General features: G+C 58.7%; 19 protein-coding genes. 7 read left to right on the top strand and 12 right to left on the bottom strand.

Features of this window, described 5'->3' with window-relative positions; translation table 11 throughout:
* Positions 1–5 precede the first annotated feature (5 nt).
* The 3 genes from QZ534_RS04165 to QZ534_RS04155 are packed head-to-tail and all read left to right on the top strand — an operon-like array spanning position 6 to position 4046.
* Positions 6–689 carry an ABC transporter ATP-binding protein gene (locus tag QZ534_RS04165; RefSeq protein WP_296931722.1) on the top strand — a complete coding sequence of 228 codons (684 nt, stop codon included), beginning with the start codon at positions 6–8 and terminating at the stop codon, positions 687–689.
* A 7-nt stretch (positions 690–696) separates the two neighbouring features.
* Positions 697–2967 carry an FtsX-like permease family protein gene (locus QZ534_RS04160; RefSeq protein ID WP_296931720.1) on the top strand — a complete coding sequence of 757 codons (2271 nt, stop codon included), beginning with the start codon at positions 697–699 and terminating at the stop codon, positions 2965–2967.
* Entirely contained in the window at positions 2964–4046 is a 1083-nt protein-coding gene (locus tag QZ534_RS04155) for a lipocalin-like domain-containing protein (protein WP_296931718.1), read from the top strand. The genes QZ534_RS04160 and QZ534_RS04155 overlap by 4 nt, the downstream gene beginning before the upstream one ends.
* An 11-nt stretch (positions 4047–4057) precedes the next feature.
* Here QZ534_RS04155 and QZ534_RS04150 read toward each other — a convergent pair whose 3' ends face one another.
* The 8 genes from QZ534_RS04150 to QZ534_RS04115 form a co-directional block, all read right to left on the bottom strand.
* On the bottom strand, positions 4058–5266 hold the full coding sequence (locus QZ534_RS04150) for an ammonium transporter (RefSeq protein ID WP_296931716.1): 1209 nt from the start codon (positions 5264–5266) through the stop codon (positions 4058–4060).
* Positions 5267–5488: 222 nt separating this feature from the next.
* Positions 5489–6406 (bottom strand): flagellar motor protein MotB, encoded by a 918-nt coding sequence (locus tag QZ534_RS04145; RefSeq protein ID WP_296931714.1) that lies wholly within the window; start codon positions 6404–6406, stop codon positions 5489–5491.
* 2 nt (positions 6407–6408) lie between these two features.
* On the bottom strand, positions 6409–7179 hold the full coding sequence (gene pomA, locus QZ534_RS04140; protein WP_296931712.1) for a flagellar motor protein PomA: 771 nt from the start codon (positions 7177–7179) through the stop codon (positions 6409–6411).
* Between the two features lie 68 nt (positions 7180–7247).
* A complete protein-coding gene (locus QZ534_RS04135; RefSeq protein WP_296931710.1) occupies positions 7248–7667 on the bottom strand; it encodes a YkvA family protein in 420 nt (139 codons plus the stop codon).
* A gap of 74 nt (positions 7668–7741) precedes the next feature.
* Complete coding sequence (locus QZ534_RS04130; RefSeq protein ID WP_296931708.1) at positions 7742–8005, bottom strand: TIGR03643 family protein; 264 nt, start codon at positions 8003–8005, stop codon at positions 7742–7744.
* 11 nt (positions 8006–8016) lie between these two features.
* Positions 8017–9693, bottom strand: coding sequence for an NAD(P)/FAD-dependent oxidoreductase (locus QZ534_RS04125; RefSeq protein WP_296931706.1), 1677 nt, complete (start codon positions 9691–9693; stop codon positions 8017–8019).
* Complete coding sequence (locus QZ534_RS04120; protein WP_296931704.1) at positions 9684–10184, bottom strand: DUF6231 family protein; 501 nt, start codon at positions 10182–10184, stop codon at positions 9684–9686. Before QZ534_RS04120 ends, QZ534_RS04125 begins: the two co-directional genes overlap by 10 nt.
* Before the next feature lie 16 nt (positions 10185–10200).
* Positions 10201–11523 (bottom strand): DASH family cryptochrome, encoded by a 1323-nt coding sequence (locus QZ534_RS04115; RefSeq protein WP_296931703.1) that lies wholly within the window; start codon positions 11521–11523, stop codon positions 10201–10203.
* Positions 11524–11690: 167 nt separating this feature from the next.
* Between QZ534_RS04115 and QZ534_RS04110 the strand changes: the two genes are divergently transcribed.
* The 3 genes from QZ534_RS04110 to QZ534_RS04100 all read left to right on the top strand — a co-directional run bounded on the left by QZ534_RS04110 (position 11691) and on the right by QZ534_RS04100 (position 15752).
* Positions 11691–12803 (top strand): S-(hydroxymethyl)glutathione dehydrogenase/class III alcohol dehydrogenase, encoded by a 1113-nt coding sequence (locus QZ534_RS04110; RefSeq protein ID WP_296931701.1) that lies wholly within the window; start codon positions 11691–11693, stop codon positions 12801–12803.
* A 201-nt stretch (positions 12804–13004) separates the two neighbouring features.
* Positions 13005–14693, top strand: coding sequence for an arylsulfatase (locus QZ534_RS04105; protein ID WP_296931699.1), 1689 nt, complete (start codon positions 13005–13007; stop codon positions 14691–14693).
* Positions 14694–14726: 33 nt separating this feature from the next.
* The gene (locus QZ534_RS04100; RefSeq protein WP_296931698.1) at positions 14727–15752 is read left to right on the top strand and encodes a porin; all 1026 of its coding nucleotides are present in this window, start codon (positions 14727–14729) and stop codon (positions 15750–15752) included.
* A gap of 47 nt (positions 15753–15799) precedes the next feature.
* Here QZ534_RS04100 and QZ534_RS04095 read toward each other — a convergent pair whose 3' ends face one another.
* Positions 15800–16765: a helix-turn-helix domain-containing protein gene (locus tag QZ534_RS04095; protein ID WP_296931696.1), complete on the bottom strand. Its 966-nt coding sequence runs from the start codon at positions 16763–16765 to the stop codon at positions 15800–15802.
* 202 nt (positions 16766–16967) lie between these two features.
* Between QZ534_RS04095 and QZ534_RS04090 the strand changes: the two genes are divergently transcribed.
* Positions 16968–19049, top strand: coding sequence for a tetratricopeptide repeat protein (locus tag QZ534_RS04090; protein ID WP_296931694.1), 2082 nt, complete (start codon positions 16968–16970; stop codon positions 19047–19049).
* Between the two features lie 20 nt (positions 19050–19069).
* Here the strand turns inward: QZ534_RS04090 and QZ534_RS04085 are convergent, their stop codons facing one another.
* The 3 genes from QZ534_RS04085 to QZ534_RS04075 all read right to left on the bottom strand — a co-directional run bounded on the left by QZ534_RS04085 (position 19070) and on the right by QZ534_RS04075 (position 23001).
* Positions 19070–19666 carry an antibiotic biosynthesis monooxygenase gene (locus QZ534_RS04085; RefSeq protein ID WP_296931692.1) on the bottom strand — a complete coding sequence of 199 codons (597 nt, stop codon included), beginning with the start codon at positions 19664–19666 and terminating at the stop codon, positions 19070–19072.
* Positions 19667–19740: 74 nt separating this feature from the next.
* Positions 19741–21069, bottom strand: a complete 1329-nt coding sequence (locus QZ534_RS04080; RefSeq protein WP_296931690.1) for a DUF1329 domain-containing protein — start codon at positions 21067–21069, stop codon at positions 19741–19743.
* A gap of 15 nt (positions 21070–21084) precedes the next feature.
* On the bottom strand, positions 21085–23001 hold the full coding sequence (locus tag QZ534_RS04075) for a DUF1302 family protein (RefSeq protein ID WP_296931688.1): 1917 nt from the start codon (positions 22999–23001) through the stop codon (positions 21085–21087).
* Positions 23002–23034: the final 33 nt, after the last annotated feature.

The raw sequence follows: 23034 nt of genomic DNA, 5'->3' as shown, positions 1-23034 counted from the left end.
GCGACATGGTTGATTCTTTGCTTCGGGCCCGGGGCCTGAACAAACAGTTTCGCAGCGGCAATGAACCGGTGCAGGTGTTCAGGGATCTCTCATTGCGATTGGACGAGGGCGACTCTCTGGCCCTGACCGGTCGTTCCGGGTCCGGCAAGAGTACCCTGCTGAACATCCTGTGTGGTCTCGAAAAACCAGATGCAGGCTTGGTTGAGGTTCTCGGTGAGACGTTTGACTCCCGGAAGCCCGAGGTGCCGGCCAAGAATGAAGCCCGTTGGGGCAACCTCCGCCGACAGAGGATCGGGGTTGTGTTCCAGGAAGCCAACCTGATGCCGGCCTTGTCGCTGCTGGATAATGTCCGTTTCCGGGCCCGGCTTGCCGGTCAATCCGAGGAAGAATGCCAGGACTGGCTTGAGCGACTGGGGATCGGTGAGCTTGCAGACCGATTCCCGGATCAGGTGTCCGGCGGGCAGCGCCAGCGGGCGGCACTGGCCATGGTGTTTGCCATGAAGCCGGCCCTGATCCTTGCCGATGAACCGACAGGCAGTCTTGACCGGCAGACCGCCGAGGCGGTCATCGGCCAGCTTTTCGAGTTGCAGGCTCGGCACGGTTGCGGCCTGATTCTCGCCACCCACGATCCAGAGCTGGCCGCCCGGTGTGGCCGGCACCTGGATCTCGGCCATCTGTCGGAAACCTGAGCCCGCCATGACTCTTCTTGCCGCCCTGTTCAGCCACTATCGCCGTCACCCCCTGCAGCTGCTGGCACTGGCTACCATGATTGTGCTGGCTACCATGCTCTGGACAGGCGTGTACCACCTCACCAGCCAGGCCAGGGCCAGCCTGGACCAGAGCGAATCGGCTGTGGCCGAGCGTCAGCAGGTAACCCGCGAGGACGGCACGCGCATGACGGTGGCAGATTTCGTAGAGCTTCGTCGGGCGGGACTATGCGTGATGCCCTGGCTGGAAGTGTCCTCGCCGGAAGGCGGACGGCTGGTGGGTGTTGATCCACTGGCGGCCGGGTGCTTTGAGCAACCTGCCAGCGAAGAAGCGCCCTGGCAGGGTGAGCTGGATGGTCGGCCCTTTGTTGATATCAGTGAAGCGGCCGAGCTTGTCAGAGAGCAGGCAGGCCAGCTGTCATTGTTGATCTCCGATGCCGGCAGTATCGGGGGCCTTCCCGCCGGGTATCGGTTGGCGCCGTTCCGGGTTGGCCCGGACACCGGTGAGCTCGGCGACAGTTTTTTGCTGAATCTTGATGCGCTGGGCGTGCTGGTTCTGCTGATTACTGCCTTGCTGGTGCGCAGTGTCTATCTGCTGGGGATGGCGCAGCGTCGAGACAGTTTCGCGCTACTGCACCGGTTTGGTGTTCCTCAGAGTCGAGTCAACCGCCTGCTGGTTGTGGAGATCCTGCTGTTGGCCCTGGTGTGCATAGTGCCGGGTATCTGGCTGGGTCGCTGGCTGGCGACCGGTCTGGGCAGCGGATTCGGGCAGGCGCTCGAGGGGCTGTTCGATCAGTCGTTGTATGCGGGCCAGGGTGGTAACTGGCTGGTCCCGCTTGCAACCATGCTGGCGGTGGTTCTCGTGGCGTGCCTGGCGGATTTCCTGCGCCCCTTGGCCCGCAGGCTTGTGGGCGGAAACCGCCGATCCGGCGGCTCGGTGTTGCTTATGCTTGTAGCCGGCCTTGCCCTGTCGGTCTGGGTGATGGATCTTCTCTGGCTCTTTGTCGCGGTGGCCATGGTATTCGTGGCGGCCGGCATCCTTGCGCCCGGTCTGATTGCCTGGCTTGCCGACAGGCGGGCCGAAAGCGATCGGGATTTGCAGGCGCGCTGGCGTCATCGGGAGCTTTCCGTCCTGGCGCGCCGCCTGGCCCTGCCTTTGGTGGCCCTGCAGTTCGCCATGGCGATGGTGCTGGCGGTGCAGGCACTGGTGACTACCTTTGAAGGCACGTTTGACCGGTGGCTGGCGCAGCGGCTTGAGGCAGACTTTTACATTGAAGTGCCTGAAACCGGGGACCTGGCGCCGGCTCTTGATTGGCTTGCCGCGCAGCCGGAACTGGCAGCTTCAGGACTCTGGCACCGGGTGATTCGCGGCCGGGCAACCCTGCCTGGTGGTGAGGATCGTACAGGCACGAACGTGGACGTGTTTGCTCTGGGGCCGGTCGGCCCGCTGGTAACCGATTGGCAGTTGTTTGAATCAACGCCACAGCCCTGGCAGGGCCTGCAGCAGGGGGAAGGCGTGATGGTCAACGAGCAGTTGGCGCGCCGGCATGGCGTCAGGGTTGGTCAGAATCTGACGGTTGTCCTTGGTGGCCAGTCGATCGAGTTTCCGGTGCTGGCAGTCTACCCGGACTATGGTCGCCCTGCCGGTGAAATCCTGGTAAATGCGTCGATGCTTCCGCCGGACTTCACCATCGGTTTCCAGAGCCTGTCGGTATCGCCCGGGAACCTCTCTATCGACACCGTCACCGATGAATTGAGGCGGATTTGGCAGGTGGAGGAGCTAACGGTTCGGGACAATCGTGCCATTAAGGAACTCGCTTCCGCCATTTTCGACCAGACCTTCCTGCTGACCCGGGCCATGACCACCCTGACCCTGATACTGGCGGCGATCGCCCTGTTGATGATGGGCTGGGTGTTCTTCTCTACCCGGGCCTGGTATTTCCGGCTATTGGTGGTGTGGGGGCTATCGCGTCGGCAGGCCTCGGCGCAACTGATCCGGTTGTCGGTGGCGCTGACCGGGGCCATTGCTCTGCTGGCGCTGCCGCTAGGCATCTGGCTGACCTGGGTTCTGGTGCACAGAATCAATCCCATTGCGTTTGGCTGGTCCCTGCCCATGGCAGTCTACCCGGAGTTCTGGCTCGAACTTGGTGTACTGAGCCTGCTGATCGGTCTTTGCATTGCCTTGCTGATGAGTCGCCAACTGAAATCACCCACGGTCGCGCCCGTGAATGCCAACGCACTGGCGGGAGGTGACCGGTGAGACGTTGGGTTCTGGTGGGATTCATGGTGGTTCTGGCCGGGTGTACGGAGCCACCGCAAGAAACAGGGTTTGCCGGACTGGCCGGGGTCGCGAAAAACGAATCCGGCGTGCCGTTTTTGCAGCCCGGCCCGGGAGAACGACTTACCTTTCCCGATGATTTTGGCCCCCACCCCCAGCACCGGATCGAGTGGTGGTATCTGACGGCCAATCTGGAAACCTCGGACGGGGAACCGCTTGGCCTGCAATGGACCCAGTTCCGCCAGGCGATCACACCCAGGTCGGCAAACGCTGAGCCTCCCGCGGCAGACACCTGGCCACTGGAGGCGGCCTGGATGGCCCATGCTGCGGTGAGCTTTGATACCCGGCATTACTTCGCGGAGAAGCTGGCCCGGGGCGACGTTGGCCATGCCGGTGCACAAGCGGAGCCTTTGGCCGTGTGGCTGGATGACTGGCAGCTTGAAGCAGGCTCCTGGAAAGAACCCTGGCGTTTGCAGGTCGCGGAGGATGGCTGGTCCTACGATCTGACACTTCGGGTTAATGGCGATCCTGTTGCGCACGGCGACAACGGCTTCAGTGCCAAGTCTGCCGATGGCGAGGGTTCGATGTATTTCAGCCTGGTGGACCTGCAAATAGAAGGCACGGTTACCCTGGGCGACAGGACGTTGAACGTTACCGGGAAGGGCTGGTTTGACCGGGAGTGGAGCAGTCAGTTTCTCAAATCCGGCCAGCAGGGTTGGGACTGGTTTGCCCTGCACCTTGATTCCGGGGACAAGCTGATGGCCTTCCGGCTGCGGGAACAGGAGAGTGGCTTTCGTTCGGGAACCTGGATTCCTGATGATGGCAAGCCGGTGGCGCTTCAGCCCGACCAGCTCCGACTTCGCCCGGCCAATCCTGGCAACGAGGGCTTCCCCCGCCAATGGCGTCTGGAGGTGCCGGATTACGGAGTGGAACTGGAGGTGTCGGCACCTCCTGGAGACTATCTGAATAGCGGGCTCTACCCTTACTGGGAGAGCCCGGTCACCGTTGCCGGCAGCCACTCGGGCGAGGGCTATATGGAGCTGACCGGCTACGGCGACTGAACGTCTAGCGCTTATTCAACTGCGTTTGCGCCAATCCGGTGGATGCTCAGATCCGCCCCGTTGAACTCTTCCTCTTCGGTCAGGCGCAGGCCCGAGATCGCATTGATAATACCGTACACGATCAGGCCGCCAGCAAAGGCCACCACAACGCCGGCCACCGAGCCGATGATCTGCGACATCAGGCTGACGCCGCCCAGGCCACCCAAGGCTTCCTGGCCAAAGATGCCACAGGCAATCGCGCCCCAGACACCACAGACGCCGTGCAGGGGCCAGACACCGAGTACATCGTCCAGTCGCTCGATTTTGGCCTGTGCCCACTCGAACAGGTATACGAAGATGGCGCCGGCCACACCGCCGGTCACCAGTGCTCCAACCGGATGCATCAGGTCCGAGCCCGCGCACACCGCCACCAGTCCGGCCAGCGGACCGTTGTGGATAAAGCCCGGGTCCTTGCGGCCCAGCAGCATGGAAACTAGGATGCCGCCGACCATGGCCATCAGACTGTTTACCGCCACCAGGCCACTGATGCCGTCGAGGGTTTGGGCAGACATGACGTTGAAGCCAAACCAGCCAACGGTCAGGATCCAGGCGCCCAGGGCGAGGAAGGGAATGTTGGAGGGGGCAAAGGCCACAACCTTGCCGTTGCGGTAGCGCCCGTTTCGGGCACCCAAAACAAGAACGGCCGCCAGGGCAATCCAGCCACCCACTGCGTGCACTACAACGGAGCCGGCAAAGTCATGGAAAGATGCACCAAACTGGTTCTCCAGCCAGCCCTGGAAGCCGTAGTTGCCATTCCAGATCAGGCCCTCGAAGAAGGGATAGATAAAGGCAACAATCAGGCCCGAGGCAATCAGCATCGGATAGAATTTTGCCCGTTCGGCGATGCCACCGGACACGATGGCGGGAATGGCTGCGGCAAAGGTCATCAGGAAGAAAAACTTCACCAGATCATAGCCGTTGGCTGCAGTGAGCTCGGCGGCGCCGCTCATGAAATGACTGCCGTAGGCGATGTAATAGCCGATAAAGAAATAAGCGACGGCAGAGATGCCGAAGTCGGTCATGATCTTGACCAGGGCATTCACCTGGTTCTTGTGGCGAACGGTGCCCACTTCCAGGAAGGCAAAGCCGGCATGCATGGCCAGCACCATAATGGCGCCGATGAGAATGAACAGCGTGTTGGCGCTTTCTGTCAGGGTGTGTACTGCACTCGTGATGTCCACGGGTTTTCGCTCCTGATGTTGTGTGTCCGGCCTCTGTCGGGCCGTTTTACGTTGGGTTGTGCATTGTTGAGGTGCAGCTAAAGCAAGAGCTGTTCCAAAACGATGCAGATCAAGAGCTGAAGGGCAGTTGAGAGATCGGGGCGAGGTGCAGGAAGGAAATTTCGGCTTAGAATTGCACCATCCCCGTGCACTATCGGGTTGTGCGCACCAAAATAGATGCGCCTACCAGCTGATTTCGTTGGGTGTTGAACTGTCGGATTCGATCCCGAGGATGGACTCCTCATCGTCTGATTCGGACTGGATCAGCTCCCGCAACCGGACTTCCTGTTCCTGCATCGGACCTGAGAGATCGATGATGATTTCCACGCGCCGGTTTTTGGCCCGGTTCTCTGCCGAGGTGTTGGGCACCCTGGGCTCGGTATCCGCCAGACCGGTGACGGACAGGCGAGTCGGTTCCACCTGGTCCCGGGCGACCAGCACGTTGGCCACGGCGGCGGCCCTTGCCGCCGAGAGATCCCAGTTGCTGTAGAACCGGTCGGTGCGGATCGGCACGTTGTCGGTGTGGCCTTCGATGGTCAGATCGCCAGGAATGCCTTCAATAACCTCCGCCATGTCCAGCAGCAGGCCTTCGAATTCCCAGGTCAGCTGGGCCGAGCCCGAGGGGAAAGACCCCTTTTCTTCCACCCGGATCACGATTCGACGCTGATCCTCACTCACATTGATGCGCCCATCGGCGATAGCAGGCTCCAGGACTTTCAGGATGTCGTCCATGGTTTCCTGCATCTGTTCTTCCATGGCGGCTTCAACGGCCATGTCGGTGGGGCTTTTCAGGGTCTGGAGTTCCGGGGCTTCCTCCGTGGTGGTCTGCTTGACCTCGTTAACCACTGTGGGTTCCGGAGGTGCCGGGGAGAACTTGTCAAAGATGGGGCTGGTGCCCTCGGGAATTTCCAGGGCGGGAACATCGCGTTGAACACCAAAGGCTTTGGAGAGTTCACCAGCAATCTGCTTGAACTTCTGGGCGTCAATTTCCGAAAAGGAAAGTAGCAGAACGAAGAAGCACATCAACAGGGACATCAGGTCGGCGAAGGTAACAACCCACGCCGGAATCCCCGGCTTTTCCTCTTCTGGCAACTCGTCCATGATTACGCGCCTTCTGCTTCGGCCACTTTTTCACGTTCCTTGGGTGGTAGGTAGCTTGAGAGCATCTGCTCGATGATGCGTGGGTTAGTGCCCTCCTGGATGGCAACCAGGGCATCGATATACAGCGACTGCATGCGCGCTTCCTCGGTCATGCGAAGAGAAAGTTTATCGGCAATCGGGGTCGCGATCATAGTGGCGATCATGGCGCCATACAGCGTGGTGAGCAGTGCAACCGCCATGGCAGGACCGATGGATTTCGGGTCTTCCATGTTTGACAGCATCTGGACCAGCCCAATAAGCGTGCCGATCATGCCCATGGCAGGTGCAACGTCCGCCATGGCGGTAAAGACTTTGGCACCGGAGCGGTTATGGTCGAGAGTCATCAGGCGCTCCTTGTTCAGGAGCTCCTTGATGGTTTTGCCGTCCTGTCCGTCCACCAGCATTTGAATGCCCTGGCCAAGAAACGGGCTGCTTACCTCGCGATCTTCCAGTCCCAGAACCCCTTCCTTTCTGGCAATGCCGGCAATCTCAACCAGCTCTTCGATGCTGGCCTGGGTTTCCGGCAACTTGAACTTGAAGGCGCGGGCGGCTGCTTTGAAGGCTCCGAAAAATTGCGCAAAGCTGAACTTCGCCAGAACCACCAGCATGGTGCCGCCAACAACGATCAGCAGGGATGGCGGGTTGATAAAAACCGACGGGGAGACACCAAGAATAACTGCCGAGGCAATAAGCAAAATTGCGCCAACAAGACCGATAAGAGTGGCGAAATCCACGGTATCTCCAGATTGGGTTTGGGCTGTTCTGATGAGGGATGTGAGGTTACCTTCAGATCAGAATTTAATCAATTCGTCTCAGGGGTTCTTTCCAGTTCTTCCTGCTGTTCTTTCCAGGCAGCATAGCGGTGAATATCAGACTCCACCAGTTTCAGGCACAGGGCGACAACGCCCGCGTCGTCCACCAGACCGAAGCCGAAAATCAGGTCCGGAATCACATCCAGCGGGTTCATCACGTATAACAGTGCGCCGGCCACCGCTGCGACGGTCTTCCAGGGTACGCTGCGGTAATTGCCATACCAGTAATCGCGGATCATGGAAAACATCAGTTTGATGTCGGTACTGAAACGCGACAGTTTGCCGCTGCCTTTCACCTTTTCTTCAATACTGCGCTGACGGTCAAGCAGTGTTTCCAGGTCCGCCCGATGAACCTTGCTGGCTTCGGCGTCCAGCTGTTTTTGGGCGTTTCTCTGGTTGAACAGTGCCATCGAATGGAATCCTTGCTTGTTAGCTGAGTGTCTATGATCTCGCAACCTTGGCGGCAATGCCAACGGCGAAGCGCCTAACGATGCTTGTACTGGGTCGGGCAATAGCCGCGGCTGACACCTTCCGGCCGCAACTGGCGGTGCTTGGTGTTGCGACCGGTTACCCGCTTGCGCCAGAGCCGGAAGCTGGCAGGCTTCAGTTCCCGGCGCATCAGGCGTATGACGTCCTTCTCCGGTAATCCGTAAAGCGTCTCGATGGCCTCGAATGGTGTGCGATCTTCCCAGGCCATTTCGATAATTCGAGAGAGCTCGGGTTCCTGAAAGTTTTCAGACACGGTCATATTTTCTGTCGCTATCCCACAAAAATACGTTTCGCCAGACCGGCCCCCCGCCAGCCCTGAATGGCGAGGGTGCTGACCAGGCCGCCAATCATGGCGCCGACCACGCCACAGGTGAGGATATCCTGGCCGGTGAGGTAGAGACCGGGAATGTCGGTTTTCGGTTTCAGCCAGTCCTGCTCGAACCGCTCTGGATTATGGTCCAGGCCATACAGCTCGCCCCGGCCATAGCGGCAGAACCAGGCGGTGGAAAGCGGCGTGGAAGTCTCCACGTAATCCACTTTGCCCCGGAGCTGGGGCAGTTTCTCGTACATCACTTCCAGCAACTGGTCGGTGATTTTCTGTTTCAGGTCTTCGTAGTCCTCGCCCCGCTTGCCCCAGGTGGTGTCCTGCCAGGGCTCGAACATCTCCCAGGTGGTTGGCGCCACGATCTCGATGGTGGAGGTGCCCGGCCAGCGGTTCTGGTAATCCGGGTCCTTGGCTGCCGGGAAGGAAATATACACCACCGGAAACTCGGTGGTTTCCGGGTCATCCAGGAACTGTTGCACGTTGCCGTCGTGATCGGCGCTGGGATAGATCCAGAAATTGGTCCGGGGCAGCCCCAGTTCTTCCGGCGTGCCTTTCAGACCGATGTACAGGCCAATGTGGGGCATGGAGGGAATGATGTGCCGGCGTTTGCTCTTGTAGCCTACCTGTTCGGCGGCCTCGGCCGGCAGCAGTTTCTCGAAAGTATTAATGACGCCGGCGTTGCTGATAACCAGTGGCGCCCGGATCTCTTCGCCATCGGCCATTCGCACGCCGGTTGCCCTGCCGCTCTCCACCAGGATGTCGGTAACATCGGCGTAGGTGAATACTTCACCGCCGGGCTTTTGAATCACCGGAATAATGGTTTTCGCAATTTCAGAGGCTCCGCCAACAGGGTAAAAGCCGCCGTAGAGGTAGTGTTTGGCAATCAGCGCATGGACCATAAAGCTGGATTGCCTGGGCGTGACACCGCAATCACCCCACTGGCCGGTGATGGCACCGATCAACTCCTGGTTATCGGTCAGTTCGCTCAGGACTTCCCAGGTGGTCTTGTTGAAACAGTCCGGCAGGGCCACATCCAGACCCTTGTGAACGATCGGGCCCAGAACCCCGGGTGTGAGCTTGGAGAGGGTATACCATTGCATGCCATCCGCCACCTTGCCCAGCAGTTTCACATACTGGTCGATGGCCTCCTGCTCATCCGGGAAGGCGTTGAGCAACGAGAGCCGCAGCCCTTCCTTGCCGGCACGCAGATTCACGATCTTGTCACCCAGGAAGAACCGGTCGTAGTTCTCGTCCATGGGTGCCCATTCGAGCTTGCCGTCGGTGATGTAGTCGAACAGGCGACGGCCCAGGGTATGTGGTGAACCCATATCGCCAATGTAGTGAACGCCCACGTCCCACTCGTAACCGTTGCGGGCGTAGCTGTGGGTATAGCCGCCGGCGGTGTAATGCTGTTCGAGTACCAGGACTTTCCTGCCCGCCTTGGCCAGGCAGGCGGCGGTGGTCAGGCCGCCAATGCCGGAGCCGATCACGATAGCGTCATAAGGGCCTTTCAGGCGGTTGGCCCGGTACCGGGTGCCGATCCGGATTGTACTGGGTTTGAGTTTTCTGGAAGATGGACTGCCCACCGCCGTGCTTTCTGCCCCCTCGTTTGCTACCACCATGCCTTGCCCCACATTTCCGGATTGGCCCAGTTCTCTGGATTGTTCCAGGCCCGCTTGTGGTTGTAAGTATCCAGATTGTAGGTATACAGCGTGAGTGCGCCGTTATCATTTTCCAGTTCGGCATGGCGTCTGAAGCCAAGGCCGATGAAATCGGTAAAGGCCCAGTCAGGAGTCTCTCCCACCAGAACGGCAATCTGATGGGTACCGTAGTTCCTCAGTTGACCCAGCAGCAGGGCACCTTCGTCGTGGGGCAGATGTTCCAGCGTCTCGGTGACCAGTGCCAGATCGGCCACCCGGTCGATGAACAGATTGGCATTGGGGTCGATTGTGTCCAGGGTGCGTACGTCCACACCCTCCTGGTGTTTCTGCCAGATGCGCGACACTTCGTTCGCCAGGCTGCCGCAGCTCAGCAAGTTTGCCGGTGAGCAGGTATCGATGATGCGAGCCAGGGTCTCCCGTGCCGCGTTGCCGTTGTCCTTCATATCCGTCATGGCTAGTCGCCTTCTGCTACAGGGGCCAGTCTGCCGCATCCACTGTGTGTAAACCTACGGGCTGTTCCGCGTGTCCGCCCCAGCGGTCAATGAAGGTGCCGGTGGGATCGTACTGCTGCGTCTGTTTCTCCAGATTGAATTGCCGCAGGCCTCTCGGGTCCGCCCCTACGCCAGCCAAGTATTGCCAGTTGCCGTAGTTGCTTCCCACATCATAGTCGATCAACTGCTCCTCAAACCATGCCGCTCCATAGCGCCAGTCCAGACCCAGTTCATTGATGAAGCAGCTGGCCACCAACTGCCGGGCCCGATTGCTCATGTAACCGGTTTCCCGCAGCTGATTCATTGCCGCGTTTACGATCGGGTATTCGGTGTTGCCCTGGCACCAGGCCTTGAAACGATGGCCATAGAAGGTGCCGTGTCGACGCTTGCGCTGGACGCCATCCCGGCGGAAAAGATTGGCCCCGTGTTTCAGGGCGTACCAGAAGAAATACTCGCGCCAGAGCAGCTCGAACCAGAGCCAGTATGTGGACTCGTTTTTGGTCTCACTGGCTTCGTATTCGGTGATGGTTTCGGCCACTTCCCGGACCGACAGGCAGCCGTTGGCGAGCCAGGGTGAGAGCTTGGAGGAGGCATCCCAGGTATCCAGGGCGTTCCGGGTTTCCTTGTATCGGTCAATGCTGTGGTTGCCATAAAGAAATTCCCGCAGTCGCTCCAGACCAGCCGTTTCACCGCCCATGAACTGTAACGGATGCACCGGCTCCGGTATCGGCGGGCAGTCGCCACGATTGTCTTCCGGGAAGCCCGGCGGTGGCGGGAGCGCCGTCAGGGTGCGGATTCGCAAGCACTCGGAGCAGCGTTCACCGTTTTTTTCCACCTGCTTGCGGAATTGGGAAAAGGTGTCCGGCAAATCCCTCAGCGCCATTGGCAGGGAACCCTCGGTGAACAGGCTGAGTGTCTCGAATTGCTGGAACAGGGTCTTGGGCAGCTTGTCCTTGATGACTCGCCACTGTCCGGCTTCCTGGGTACCCGGCTGGCGGGACCGAACAATGCGCTCAATGTTGTGAGCAAGAGCAAGTTCCGGGATGACTGTCTCGGGCTCGCCAAAGGCAATGTGGAGTCTTTGCCCCAATGGCCGAAGGCTCCTTTCAAGGGCCATCAGGCTCTGCCAGAGAAAACGCCAGCGGTGGTAGCCCATAGCCTTGCTTTGCAGGGAGCCGGGGGCGAACCAGCGTGGATCCACCACGTAGACGCAAGACAGCATGTCGGACTTGGATGCGGCCAGCAGCGCGGCGTTATCGTGCAGGCGGAGGTCCCGCGTAAACCAGTAAAGCGTACGCAACGTAATTGCTCCTCGTTCGATTTCTACAAGCTATCAGATGATACGAGTCAGTTCCGGAAAAGATTTCGGCGCCCATGTGGTTGCGCACTTCGGCTAGAATGAACGGACAGCCGGTATATCGTGGCGCGAACCCAACACCCAGACCCAAATTCAACAGGAGTCAGACAGTGATTAAATCCCGTGCAGCGGTTGCTTTCGAAGCCAACAAGCCGCTAGAAATCGTTGAAGTTGATGTGGCGCCGCCTCAGGAAGGCGAGGTCCTGGTGCGCATTGTTGCCACCGGTGTTTGTCATACCGACGCCTACACCCTCTCCGGTGCTGACCCCGAGGGTTTGTTTCCAACCATTCTGGGCCACGAAGGTGGTGGCATTGTCGAGGCGGTTGGGCCGGGCGTGAAGAGCCTGGAAGTGGGCGACCATGTGATTCCGCTCTACACCGCCGAGTGCGGCGAGTGCAAGTTCTGCACCTCTGGTAAAACCAACCTGTGCGGTGCGGTTCGGGCCACCCAGGGCAAGGGGGTAATGCCAGACGGCACCTCCCGCTTCTCCTACAAGGGCCAGCCGCTGTACCACTACATGGGCTGTTCCACCTTCTCCGAATACACCGTGCTGCCGGAGATCTCCCTGGCCAAGATTCCCAAGGAAGCGCCCCTGGACAAGGTCTGTCTGCTCGGCTGCGGCGTTACCACCGGCATAGGTGCGGTGCTGAACACTGCCAAGGTAGAAGAAGGCGCAACCGTGGCCATCTTCGGCCTCGGCGGTATTGGCCTGGCAGCAATCATCGGCGCCAAGATGGCCAAGGCCGGGCGGATCATCGGTGTTGATATCAACCCGGGCAAATTCGACATCGCCAAACAGCTGGGTGCGACCGACGTGGTCAACCCCAACGACTACGACAAGCCGATCCAGGAAGTGATCATCGAGATGACCGACGGCGGTGCCGACTACACCTTCGAATGCGTGGGTAATGTGAAGCTGATGCGCGCGGCCCTGGAGGCCTGTCATAAAGGATGGGGTGAATCCACCATCATCGGCGTGGCCGGTGCCGGTGAGGAAATCAGCACCCGTCCGTTCCAGCTGGTCACTGGCCGGGTCTGGCGCGGTTCAGCGTTTGGCGGAGTAAAAGGCCGTACTGAACTGCCGGGCTATGTGGAGAAAGCCGAGAAGGGCGAGATCCCGCTTGATGTGTTCATCACCCACGAGATGAAACTGGAGGATATCAACAAGGCGTTTGACCTGATGCATGAGGGCAAGAGCATCCGGTCTGTGATTCATTTCTGATTCTTGCCAAGACACCCCGGTCGTCAGCACGGCCGGGGAGTAACACGAAAACTCCCTGCAGGAACCTCCCTCCGACCTTTCACTTTGTTGCGCAAATATGACAGCACCTGCGCATACGGGATAACCCTTACCTCCAGGCTCTCATCAGAATGGTTCCCACCACACGGGTGGCAAAACAACGAATCTGACTGAGGGCATAGTATGTACAAGAACAATGCACTGCTTCGTCGGTTGGGTATGGCGCTTGGACTTGTGGCGGCCTCCACACTGGCCTCCGCAGCCCAGGCTGAAAAACCCAACTTTCTTCTGATTGTGGCCGATGACCTCGGCTATTCCGATCTTGGAGCGTTCGGCGGCGAAATTGAAACGCCGAGCCTTGATGCTCTTGCGGACGAAGGCATCCGCATGACCAATTTCCATACCGCACCGACCTGTTCTCCCACCCGTTCCATGTTGTTGTCGGGTACCGATAACCATCAGGCAGGCATTGGCAACATGGCCGAATTGCTGACGGCGGAACAGAAAGGCAAGCCGGGCTATGAAGGCTATCTGAATGATCTGGTGGCCACGCTGCCGGAAGTTCTGCGTGACAATGGCTACAGCACCTCCATTGCCGGTAAGTGGCATCTGGGCCGGACCGAAGAACTCAGTCCGGCTGCCCGCGGTTTTGATCATTCCTGGGTGCTGGTGCAGGGCGGCGCCAGCCACTTTGACGATGGCCGGGCCATCATCGGGGTCGACCCGAAGGCGGTTTACCTCGAGGACGGCAAGCAGGTTGAGGTGCCCGAGGGCTTTTTCTCCTCGGACTTCTACGCCGACAAGGTGATTTCCTACATAGACGCCGCCGGCGACAAACCCTTCTTCAGTTTTCTCGCGTTCACCGCACCCCACTGGCCGCTGCAGGCTCCTGATTCCTATATCAAAAAGTACGAGGGCCGTTACGACGAGGGCTACGAGGCGATTCGTCAGCAGCGCCTGGACAAGATGAAGGAAATGGGCCTGGTGGGCCACCAATTGGCAGCCAACGTGCCTTTTGATGAACTGCCCAGCTGGGACGAACTGACCGACGAGCAGCGCAAGGTTGAGGCGCGCAAGATGGAAGTGTACGCCGCCATGGTCGACAACATGGACGAGAACATCGGTCGCGTCCTTGCCCATCTGGAGAGTACCGGTGAGCTCGACAACACCGTTGTCCTGTTCATGTCGGACAATGGCGCCGATGGCAACAGCCCGGAAGTATTGCCGAAGAACAAGGAATGGATCGCCAGCGAATACGATAACAGCTACGACAACATTGGCTGGCCGAATTCATACATCTGGTACGGCGCGCAGTGGGGACAGGTGAGTGCCACGCCGTGGCCGATGTGGAAAGGCTATCCAACCCAGGGCGGCCTGGTCGTGCCTGCCATCCTGAATCTGCCGGGTGACGATGCGCAAGGAAAAATCAGCAACGAGTTCTTCCACGTGATGGACGTGATGCCGACCTTCCTGGAGCTGGCGGGCATTGAACAGCCGACCAGTCCCTACAACGGCCGCGACATCTTCGAGATCCAGGGCGTTTCCATGCTGCCAGGCCTGAACGGTAACGGCCCGGAGAATCGTGTGGTTGGCTGGGAACTGTTCGGGCGTTCTGCAGTGCGCATGGGTGACTGGAAAATCCGGCTGCTGGAAGAGCCCTATGGCCCAGGCCAGTGGCAACTGTTCGACCTGGCCAATGATCCCACCGAAACCACGGATCTGTCCGACAAGAATCCTGAAAAGCTCAAGGAACTGCTAGCCGAATGGGATAACTACATCCGACGGAATGGCGTCTTCCCGGCCGATCCTGCCGATATGAGGAAAGTCGGTTACAGCTTCACCACCTGTCTGTATGGCAAGTGTGTCGAGTAATCCCAAACCAACTTTCCGAGCAGGAGATAACCGATGAAACTGATGAAAACTTTTCTGGCTGCTGCGGTTTCCGCAGCAGTGGCAACGCAGGCGATGGCGGTCGAACTGGAAAAACCGGATTTCTATGGCTTCCTGAGTGCCGGGGCGCTGAAAGTCGAGGGCGAAGATGCCGAGGCGGATGCCTTCGAAATCGAGCTTGGGCTGCAGGGCAAAGTCGCTCTGCAAGAGAAACTGAACCTCAACTATGCCGTAGAGGTGGACCTGGCTGGCGCCGCCAACAGCGCGGACGATCCGTCGACCGGGCGTGATGGTGAGGCCGATATCCATGTAAAAGAGGCCAAGTTCTGGCTTCCTACCCGATACGGCATGTTCGTGGTGGCGCCCCGAGGCACCAGCGGCCAGTGGCGCGATATTTATGGCCCGATCAATCACTATGAATACAACGAATCCCACGCCGATTTGAACCCGGATGGCATCTTTGCCCAGCCGGACCGGACCTCAGGCACCTTTGCCTACCACACACCCTGGTTCCTGAACACCAAGGCGGTCGTGGCGGCGATTACCCTGAACGACAGCAATGATGAGAATGTGGATGGTCGTTCGATACGGTTGGTGCACAGGAGCGGCGATCTCAGCGTCGCCATCGGAACGACGCTGCTGATGCAGAATCAGCTGCCGCCATTTGCCACCGATGATTATCTGATTACTGCGGCGGGAGCCAGCTACAAGATCGGCGGCCTCACGCTGGGGGCGACCTGGGAAAATAACCGCGATTCTCCCTACCCGCTGGCCCCGGAAGGCAAGGCGGATTATGACGCCTACGGTGTTTCAGCCTACTACCAGGCAGATAACGGGGCGGGCATTGCCCTGGGATTCAAGGAAAAGAATCATGATTATGATGCCGCGGATAATTCCGTATACACCCTGAAAGTCGAGCAGCGACTGTCCCCGGCACTGAAAGTCTGGGCGGAAACCGGCCAGTATGACGAACCGGCAGTGGTTCAGGGCGTGAAAGTCATCGACACGAATTATGCGGTTGGTTTTAACGTAACCTTTTGACTCTGCGAGCGTGTTGCCCGGCTCAGTTCGTCTGAGACCGGGCCTTTTTATTGGAGGATAACCCGACTCTTCTGGCGTTGGCGAACCGTTTCAGACGGTAGCTCTCCAAACGCGTCCTGATAGTGCCGGGTAAAGTGGCTCAGGTGCTGAAAGCCGAAAGCGTAGGCTGCATCGCCGACGCTGATCTCAGCATTGGAAAGCAACAGATCACGAACCCCTTTGAGCTTGTGGCAAAGAATGTACCTGGCCGGAGTTGTGTTCAGGTAGGTGCGGAACCCGGACTCTATGGAGCGTCGACTGCTACCGGAGACATTCACCAGATCAGCCACCGAGATGGGCTGCCGGAGGTGGGCCTGTATCCATTCGGTCACCAGTCGCACCTTGGCCGGCAGGATGGTCGGATTGATCCGGGATGCCTGCAGAATGCATTTCGAGAAATGGGTCAGCAAAAGGCTCTGCCACTGTCTCTGAAGGGCGATATCCAGGTTGCCCTGGCAAATATCGTGCTGTTGCGCAATGCATTCAATGCCCTGGCGGATAAGGCGGGCATCCTGCTCCTCTGGCCTCAGTACGGCAGAGGTGTTGCCGAGCACTTCCAGGCACGGAATGCCAAGATGATCCACTAGTGCCTGGCGGGACAGGTTGATTACCACCGAACGGGTGGATTTTTCCCAGATCAGGTCCGCTTGTTGGCCCGGAGCAATGAGCAGAAGTCCACCGGCGGTGACGTTGATGTTACTGACTTTGCAATGAATGCAGCCTTCCAGCACCAGAATGGCGTGAAAAGTGGTTTGAGGTTCGGACTGGATGTGTACCTTTTCCGACCAGCGGGCGCCAAACAGGGTAGAGCGGTCCAGGGGTTGCCAGGTCAGTATATTCTTGCTGTGACCGCTTGAGGACATCGGGCGAACATCCCGGTCGTCAATCCGGGAATTGATGAAATGCCGCGCCTCCTCGAAATCGGGCGATTGCACGCCTACGTTGCTGAGAAACGGTACGTTGCGTTGATTCATGGCAGTGTCGTTGTTGTTGTCTGCTACACCAGGAGCGTTGTCCTGTACTTGAATAAAAACAAGCAATTGCCAGGCCATGCTATGGGAAACCGGGTCGGATCTTGCAGGTAAGGCAGTGTGAGCGCCGGCATTGCTTCAAAGACCGTTACTGGCTTTACGATCTGGTCAACTACTCTGGAATTATGTCCCGGAACTGAATGATATGGTCAACTATTTTCTGACTGTCTTTGCAATCGTCGCGCTAATGCTGGCCGCTCTGGAGGATGTCCTTGCCGATGTCTCCGACTGCGCCGGCTGTCATGCTGAGGAAGTTCGCCAATGGTCCGATTCCCAGCATGCTGCAGCAATGGCTCCCGCAACCCCGGACACGGTGGCAGGGAACTTCTCAGGTGGTCGTTTTTCAGACAGCGCGGTCCGGGCGAGTTTCCAGTCTGAAGACGATCGTTATTTTATCCGTGTGCAGGAAGGCGGAGACACCCGGGAATGGCAGGTCAGATACACCTTTGGTGTTTACCCACTCCAACAATATCTGATTGATGTTGGTGACGGTCGTCTGCAGGCCTTCAATATTGCCTGGGATACCCGGGCCGAGTCTGAGGGCGGGCAGCGTTGGTTCAGGCTGGACGAGCCGAATCAGAACCACCCTGGCGATGCCATGCATTGGACTGGCGTTTATCAGAACTGGAATAACCAGTGCGCGGATTGTCATTCCACCGGGCTGACTCGCAACTATGACGTAGAGTCAGACAGCTACGACACCCGTTGGCAGCAGGTTTCTGTCGGTTGCGTGGCCTGTCATGAAAACGCGGAAAAGCATGCCCGGGCAGCTCGTGAAGGTGAGTTTGAGATGGCCGCGGGTTTGGAACTTGCCGCCATGGGTGCCTGGTTGGTCAGTCAGGGAAAACAGCCGCCCCGGCATGAGGGAGCAGAGTCCAGCCCACATCAGGTTCCCACGTGTGGACGGTGCCATTCACTGAGAACCAGCCTCGCCGATCAGGGCGGTGGTCAGGTTCATGATCAGTTCAGCCTGAGCCGTCTTGACCAGCCGCTCTACTACGCCGATGGCCGTGTCCGGGAAGAAGTGTTTGTGCTGGGCTCCTTTGAACAGAGCCGGATGTTCCAGGCCGGCGTGGTCTGCAGCGATTGCCACAACCCCCACAGCGGCAAGCTGAAAGCGCAGGGTAATGCCGTGTGCGCGCAGTGCCACAACGCCGGTGATTTTGACACGCCAGAGCACCACCGCCACCCACAGGGGAGTGAGGGGGCCCAGTGCGTGAACTGCCATATGCCGGAAAGCACCTTCATGAAGATTGATACCCGGCGCGAACACAGCTTTACGGTGCCACGACCGGACATCTCGAAGGTCAGTGGCAGTCCCGATGTATGCCTGGCGTGTCATACCGACAAGAGCCGGGACTGGTCAATTGATCAAGTGGCTGGCTGGTTTCCGAAACTCTATGAGCAAGAGACCTGGCATGGCGCTCAGCAGAGCCCTGTTCCGGGCATTTTGGAATACCTTCAGAATACCAACGAACCCGCGCTTCGCCGGGCCACCTTGCTGGAGCAGCAGGGACAGTGGCTGGCCCGGGAACAGCAGGCCCTGCTTGAGAATCTGGCAGCCAGTGAGGACGCGGTCATTCGGGAGAGCGTCTTCCGCGTGCTTCGTCACGGCTCGGCCGATCATGCGCGGAAACTGGGTGAGGCCGGACTGGGTGATATGTCGCTGGCGGTGCGGATCGCTGCGTTCGAGTCGATGACCTGGCTTGGTATTGAACTGGATTCCGAGCCTTGGGCAAACGTGCGTGGCGAGTATGAGCATTTTCTCGACATGCAGTCGGACCTGCCGTCGGGGCTTGTCCTGAAAGCCCGCTACCTGCTGGCAGGGGATTTTGTCTACAAGGCCGAAAAAGTGTTGGAAAAGGCCTTGAGTAAAGACCAGGGCTATGTACCTGCCACTATTCTTCTGACCGATATCCTGCGCTCAGGTGGACGCAATCTGGAAGCAATCGATGCCATCAACCGTACTCTCGTTAAAAGCACGGGCGATGCCAGCCTCATCCATTTGCGCGGTCTGATCCATCTGAAACTGAAGGAGTACAGCCTGGCCCTGGACGATCTCGCACAAGCCTCGGAACTGGCACCGGACCAGTGGCTTTATGGTTATCGTTACGCGGTGGCCCTGTTCCAACTCCAGCATCTGGACAAAGCCAGAGAAGTCACCCGCGAATTGTTGCTGCGTTTCCCGGATAACCCGAGATTGCGAGCGCTAATGCAGCACCTATGAGTGATGGCACCGGCGACAAATCACCGGCTGTTTCTCCGGCGATCGGGGAACAGCCAGAACTTGAACCATTTCGTCATTCTGGGCATCAACACATAGCTCATTAACCCCATCACCACGATCGTGACGATCATCGTACGCAGCAAGAGTGGCACCTGGGCCAGCAGATCCCCGAAAATGACGAAAACCAGGGTTACCGCCGGGTAAAGTGCCAGCCAGCTGACAATGGTCATCTTCCATTTGGGGGGCGGTTGTACCGGGTTCTGTCCTGGCAGGGTGAACCAGGTAACGATGCCCGAGGTGACTTCCCGTTCGCTGGGTTGTACCAGCAGGCTTTCAATCTGTTCCAGCAGCTCGCCTCGTTCCTCCGATTCCTCCCAGTCGGTCAGGCTTTCCCGATCGCGGAATTTGAACACGATCCGGTACTCGGGATCGTCGGGTGATGCCGGGCGGAACATGGCCGTGCCCAGGTAACCGGGAAAACGGGACGCCCGCTCGGTCATCTGGCTGCTTAACGCTTCAAATGCCTCTTGTTGGCCCTTCCTGACTCGCCGCGAAACAACGACTGTGAGGGGCGCGGTTGAATCCTGCTTACCAACGGCAGACTGGTTATCTGTCATGTCCGATATCCTCCATAGTCCAAAAAAGGGGCCCGCCGAAGCGGGCCCGAGAGAGGAGCAACAATGATGCCCGGTTAACTGCCCGTGGCGCGCAGGTACTGAACGTTGAACATATTGGGCGGCGACATTTCAGGATCTACCTGGCCCTTGAACTGGCCAGTGGTGCAGTGGCTGGCCTGCACGTCGATCATGCTGAAGCTGTCGTCGATGGAAACACCGGTGCCCTTGTTCTTGGGCAGGTGATGGTCCGGATGGGCCTGGCCAATGGTGAAGGTTTTCCAAAGGCTGCCTTTACGGTCATAGGACACGGTGCGGGGAATGGTGAAGGTCTGGGCGTCCATGAAGTGCACGCGCTTTGACAGCGGATGGCTCTCATCGACCGGCACAGACTCGACCTCATAGACCTTGCGAAGCTGCCAGGTGATATCCGGGAAGCATCCGCCCTGTCCGCTGAAGGCAACCACCTGGTAGCCGTCGCTGTCACTGTGGGTTTCAGAGTCCAGCTTGAGCTCATTGTGGTTGTAGAACGGCATCAGCATGTAACGGGTACCTTTGTAGGTCCAGTTCATGTCGGAAATCCGGCCGTTGTAGCCTTCAAAATCCTCGATCATCAGGTCGGAACCGAGGAAGGCATCGGTGACCTGGCCCGTGGCCAGACGACGGACGCGACGCTGGAAGCCGAGGTAAAGCCAGGAGTTGTCCCGCTTGAGGTCATCCGCGGCCCGGTGGATCAGCAACTGGGTGTCGCGCACATCTGCCGGATCCAGTACCTGCAGGTAGATGGCCCGGAACAGGTCGGACGGGTTCGGTGTGATTTCAGGGGTTGGTTCCTGGTTCACCCGGCCCTTGTAGTTCAGGAAGTGGAAGTTGAACTTGATGGTGCGCTCAACGTCGCCAGAGTTCATGTCGCGGTACTTCCAGTAGAACGGCGAGATAGCGGCGCTGTCGCCCCAGTTGTAGCCGTACTTGTAGTTCCAGGCCAGCTTCTCACCGGCGCGGGGATCATCGGCGCTGGGCTCTTCCGGGAACGGGCGGCCTGCCTGCCAACCGTTGATTTCGCCCACCTGGCCGCCGAGGGTGACCTGATCCATGCCGAGGCGGGTTGCCTCAACGTAGCTCGGGTGAAGATCGAACGACGTGGTCTCACCCACGACCATGGTGGTCCAGCCTTGTTCAATGAAACCGTAGAAGGCCGGGTCGATGATGTCCTTGAACTGGGCGACGTTGGACTGGTCGATCACCATTCCGGGCTCAAGACCTTCGTGCTGCGGCGTCTCGGTTTTGTAGGGGTAGAAGGATTCGGTGATAACCGCTTCGTCCGCCAGAGCGGTTGTGGCCATCAGGCTGGCGGTGCAGCCAGCGATCAGTGTGCGTGTGAAGTATTTCATTGTTTGTTGTCTCATGGTGTTACCTCGTGATCAGAAGCTGTAGCGAACGGTCAGCTGGACTTCGTCTTCTTCCTGGGCCATGCCGATCGGACCGGACTTGAAGCGACCGAGGGGTTCATAGCCGCCCAGACCGGCGGACTCACCCAGTTGGTGATTGACCACACCCGGTGTCTGGGTGAACGGATCCCAGGGGTTACAGGAACGGCAGTCGTCGAATTTGCGGGCACCGTCACCCACCTTCACGTTGGCGCCGGCGGTCACCCGGAACCGGTCCGTCACGATCCAGTCAACACTCGGGGCTAGCGTGGTGGCCTGGGCGCGGAAGTCGTGAGCCGTAATCAGTTTCGGGATAAGACGGTTGTTCATGTAGAAGCCCTGAATCAGCAGGGTGCCAATCCAGTTGTGCTCCCAGTCCGGAATGCCGGCCTCACCATAGGTTCTCTGCTCACGCTCGTGATCAAGAATGTGCTGGCCGAAGATCTGGCCGGAGAACAGGAACGACTGGTTTTCGTTCAGGAAGGGAATGAACACGTTCTTGTCTGCGCCAATAACGTAACGTGCCACGTCAGACTCGGAATAGAGTCTCTCGCGCAGGGTGTTGGCAAACTCCTCGCCCGAGGTGTAGGCGGTCTCGAACCGGAATACGGTGTCGATGCCCTGGGAGTAGTAGTCGAGGGAGCCACCCACCAGGTTGACCCGCGGGAAGTGGATATCAAAGGCGATCAGAGACGGATAAACGTCTGTTGTACCGTCAAACGGGTTCTGGGCTGGAATGCCGCCACGAAGCGAGGGCAACTGGGAACGGTAGGTCAGGGCGTTCAGGGAGAAACCCAGGTCGCCATAGACACCTTCCAGTTTCAGGCCCAGCTGGGTATTGGACAGCTTCCAGCTCGGCATATTGGCGCGGCGGATACCGATCTGGCCGGGGCCGAAGTCGGTGGCCAGACCACCATCGGGTGTGGCGCCTGCAAAGTTGGCCACGGTGCCGCCATTTTCCCAGAGGTTGTTCATGCCCCGGAAGAAACAACCGGCGTCGAGGATCACGTTAGGCTGGCCACACTGGCCGATGTCGTGGGGACGGAACTCGTCGAAGTTCCACACCACCTGGAAGTTCAGGTCGTCAAAGGCAAAGCCTTCGAACACTTCCGTCGGGCCCATACGATAGTCCGTTTTCAGGATCCACATGGGAATCCGGATATCTTCCAGTTCGTCGTAGATGTTGTTGCGGGAATAGTCCACCGGGTTGATCACGTCCAGTACCCGGAACAGATCGGTGCGGCCCCAGATGACCTGCTGTTTACCCAGACGGGTGCTGAGTACGTTGCCACTGTCGAAGTTCAGATCGAAATCAACATAGAGTTCCCGGATGAAATCCAGACGGTCATTGAACTCCTGGAAACGCAGCTCATCTTCGTCCTTGTCCAGGTAGTCATCGATACAGCCGCGGCTGTCGACGTCACAGGGACGTACGGGTACGCCAAAGGCAACACCATTGTCCTGATCATGCAGGTGCTCGCCGAGAACTACCATGCCGTCGTTGGGGTTCTCATTGATGCCGAAGCCGAAGAACGGTGTGGGCGCAATACCGCCTCCGTGGGGAACCGAGCCCTGGGCAATGTCCTGGAGCTGAATCGGCCCGCCGGCTTCACTGCCGTATTCGTCATCATTGAGGTCGTAGACACCGTCGTAGGTGCCGCGAAGCGTGCCGTTTACGGAGACATTGCTGAAAATGCCCACGTTACCTATCCGTTTTTCCCCCTCGAGCTGAATGGTGTTCCGGAATTTGGAGAGACCCACTCCGTCACGTGCGTAGGTTGCGTTCTCATAGAAGCCATTGATCCTGGTATCCTCCGCGGCAACAGTGCCGGGCAGCGCAGCCAGGGTGAGTGCAGTGGTGCTGGAGAATACAGCGCACCACAGACTCAGGCCTTTTATTTTTGTTTGCATGGCAGATCCTCGTTTGGGTTGTTCTGGAGCCTT

The sequence above is a fragment of the uncultured Marinobacter sp. genome (assembly GCF_913055835.1).
Classification (GTDB): domain Bacteria; phylum Pseudomonadota; class Gammaproteobacteria; order Pseudomonadales; family Oleiphilaceae; genus Marinobacter.
Note: the sequence above shows the minus strand (reverse complement) of the source record. Positions and strands in the feature narration are given on the sequence as shown.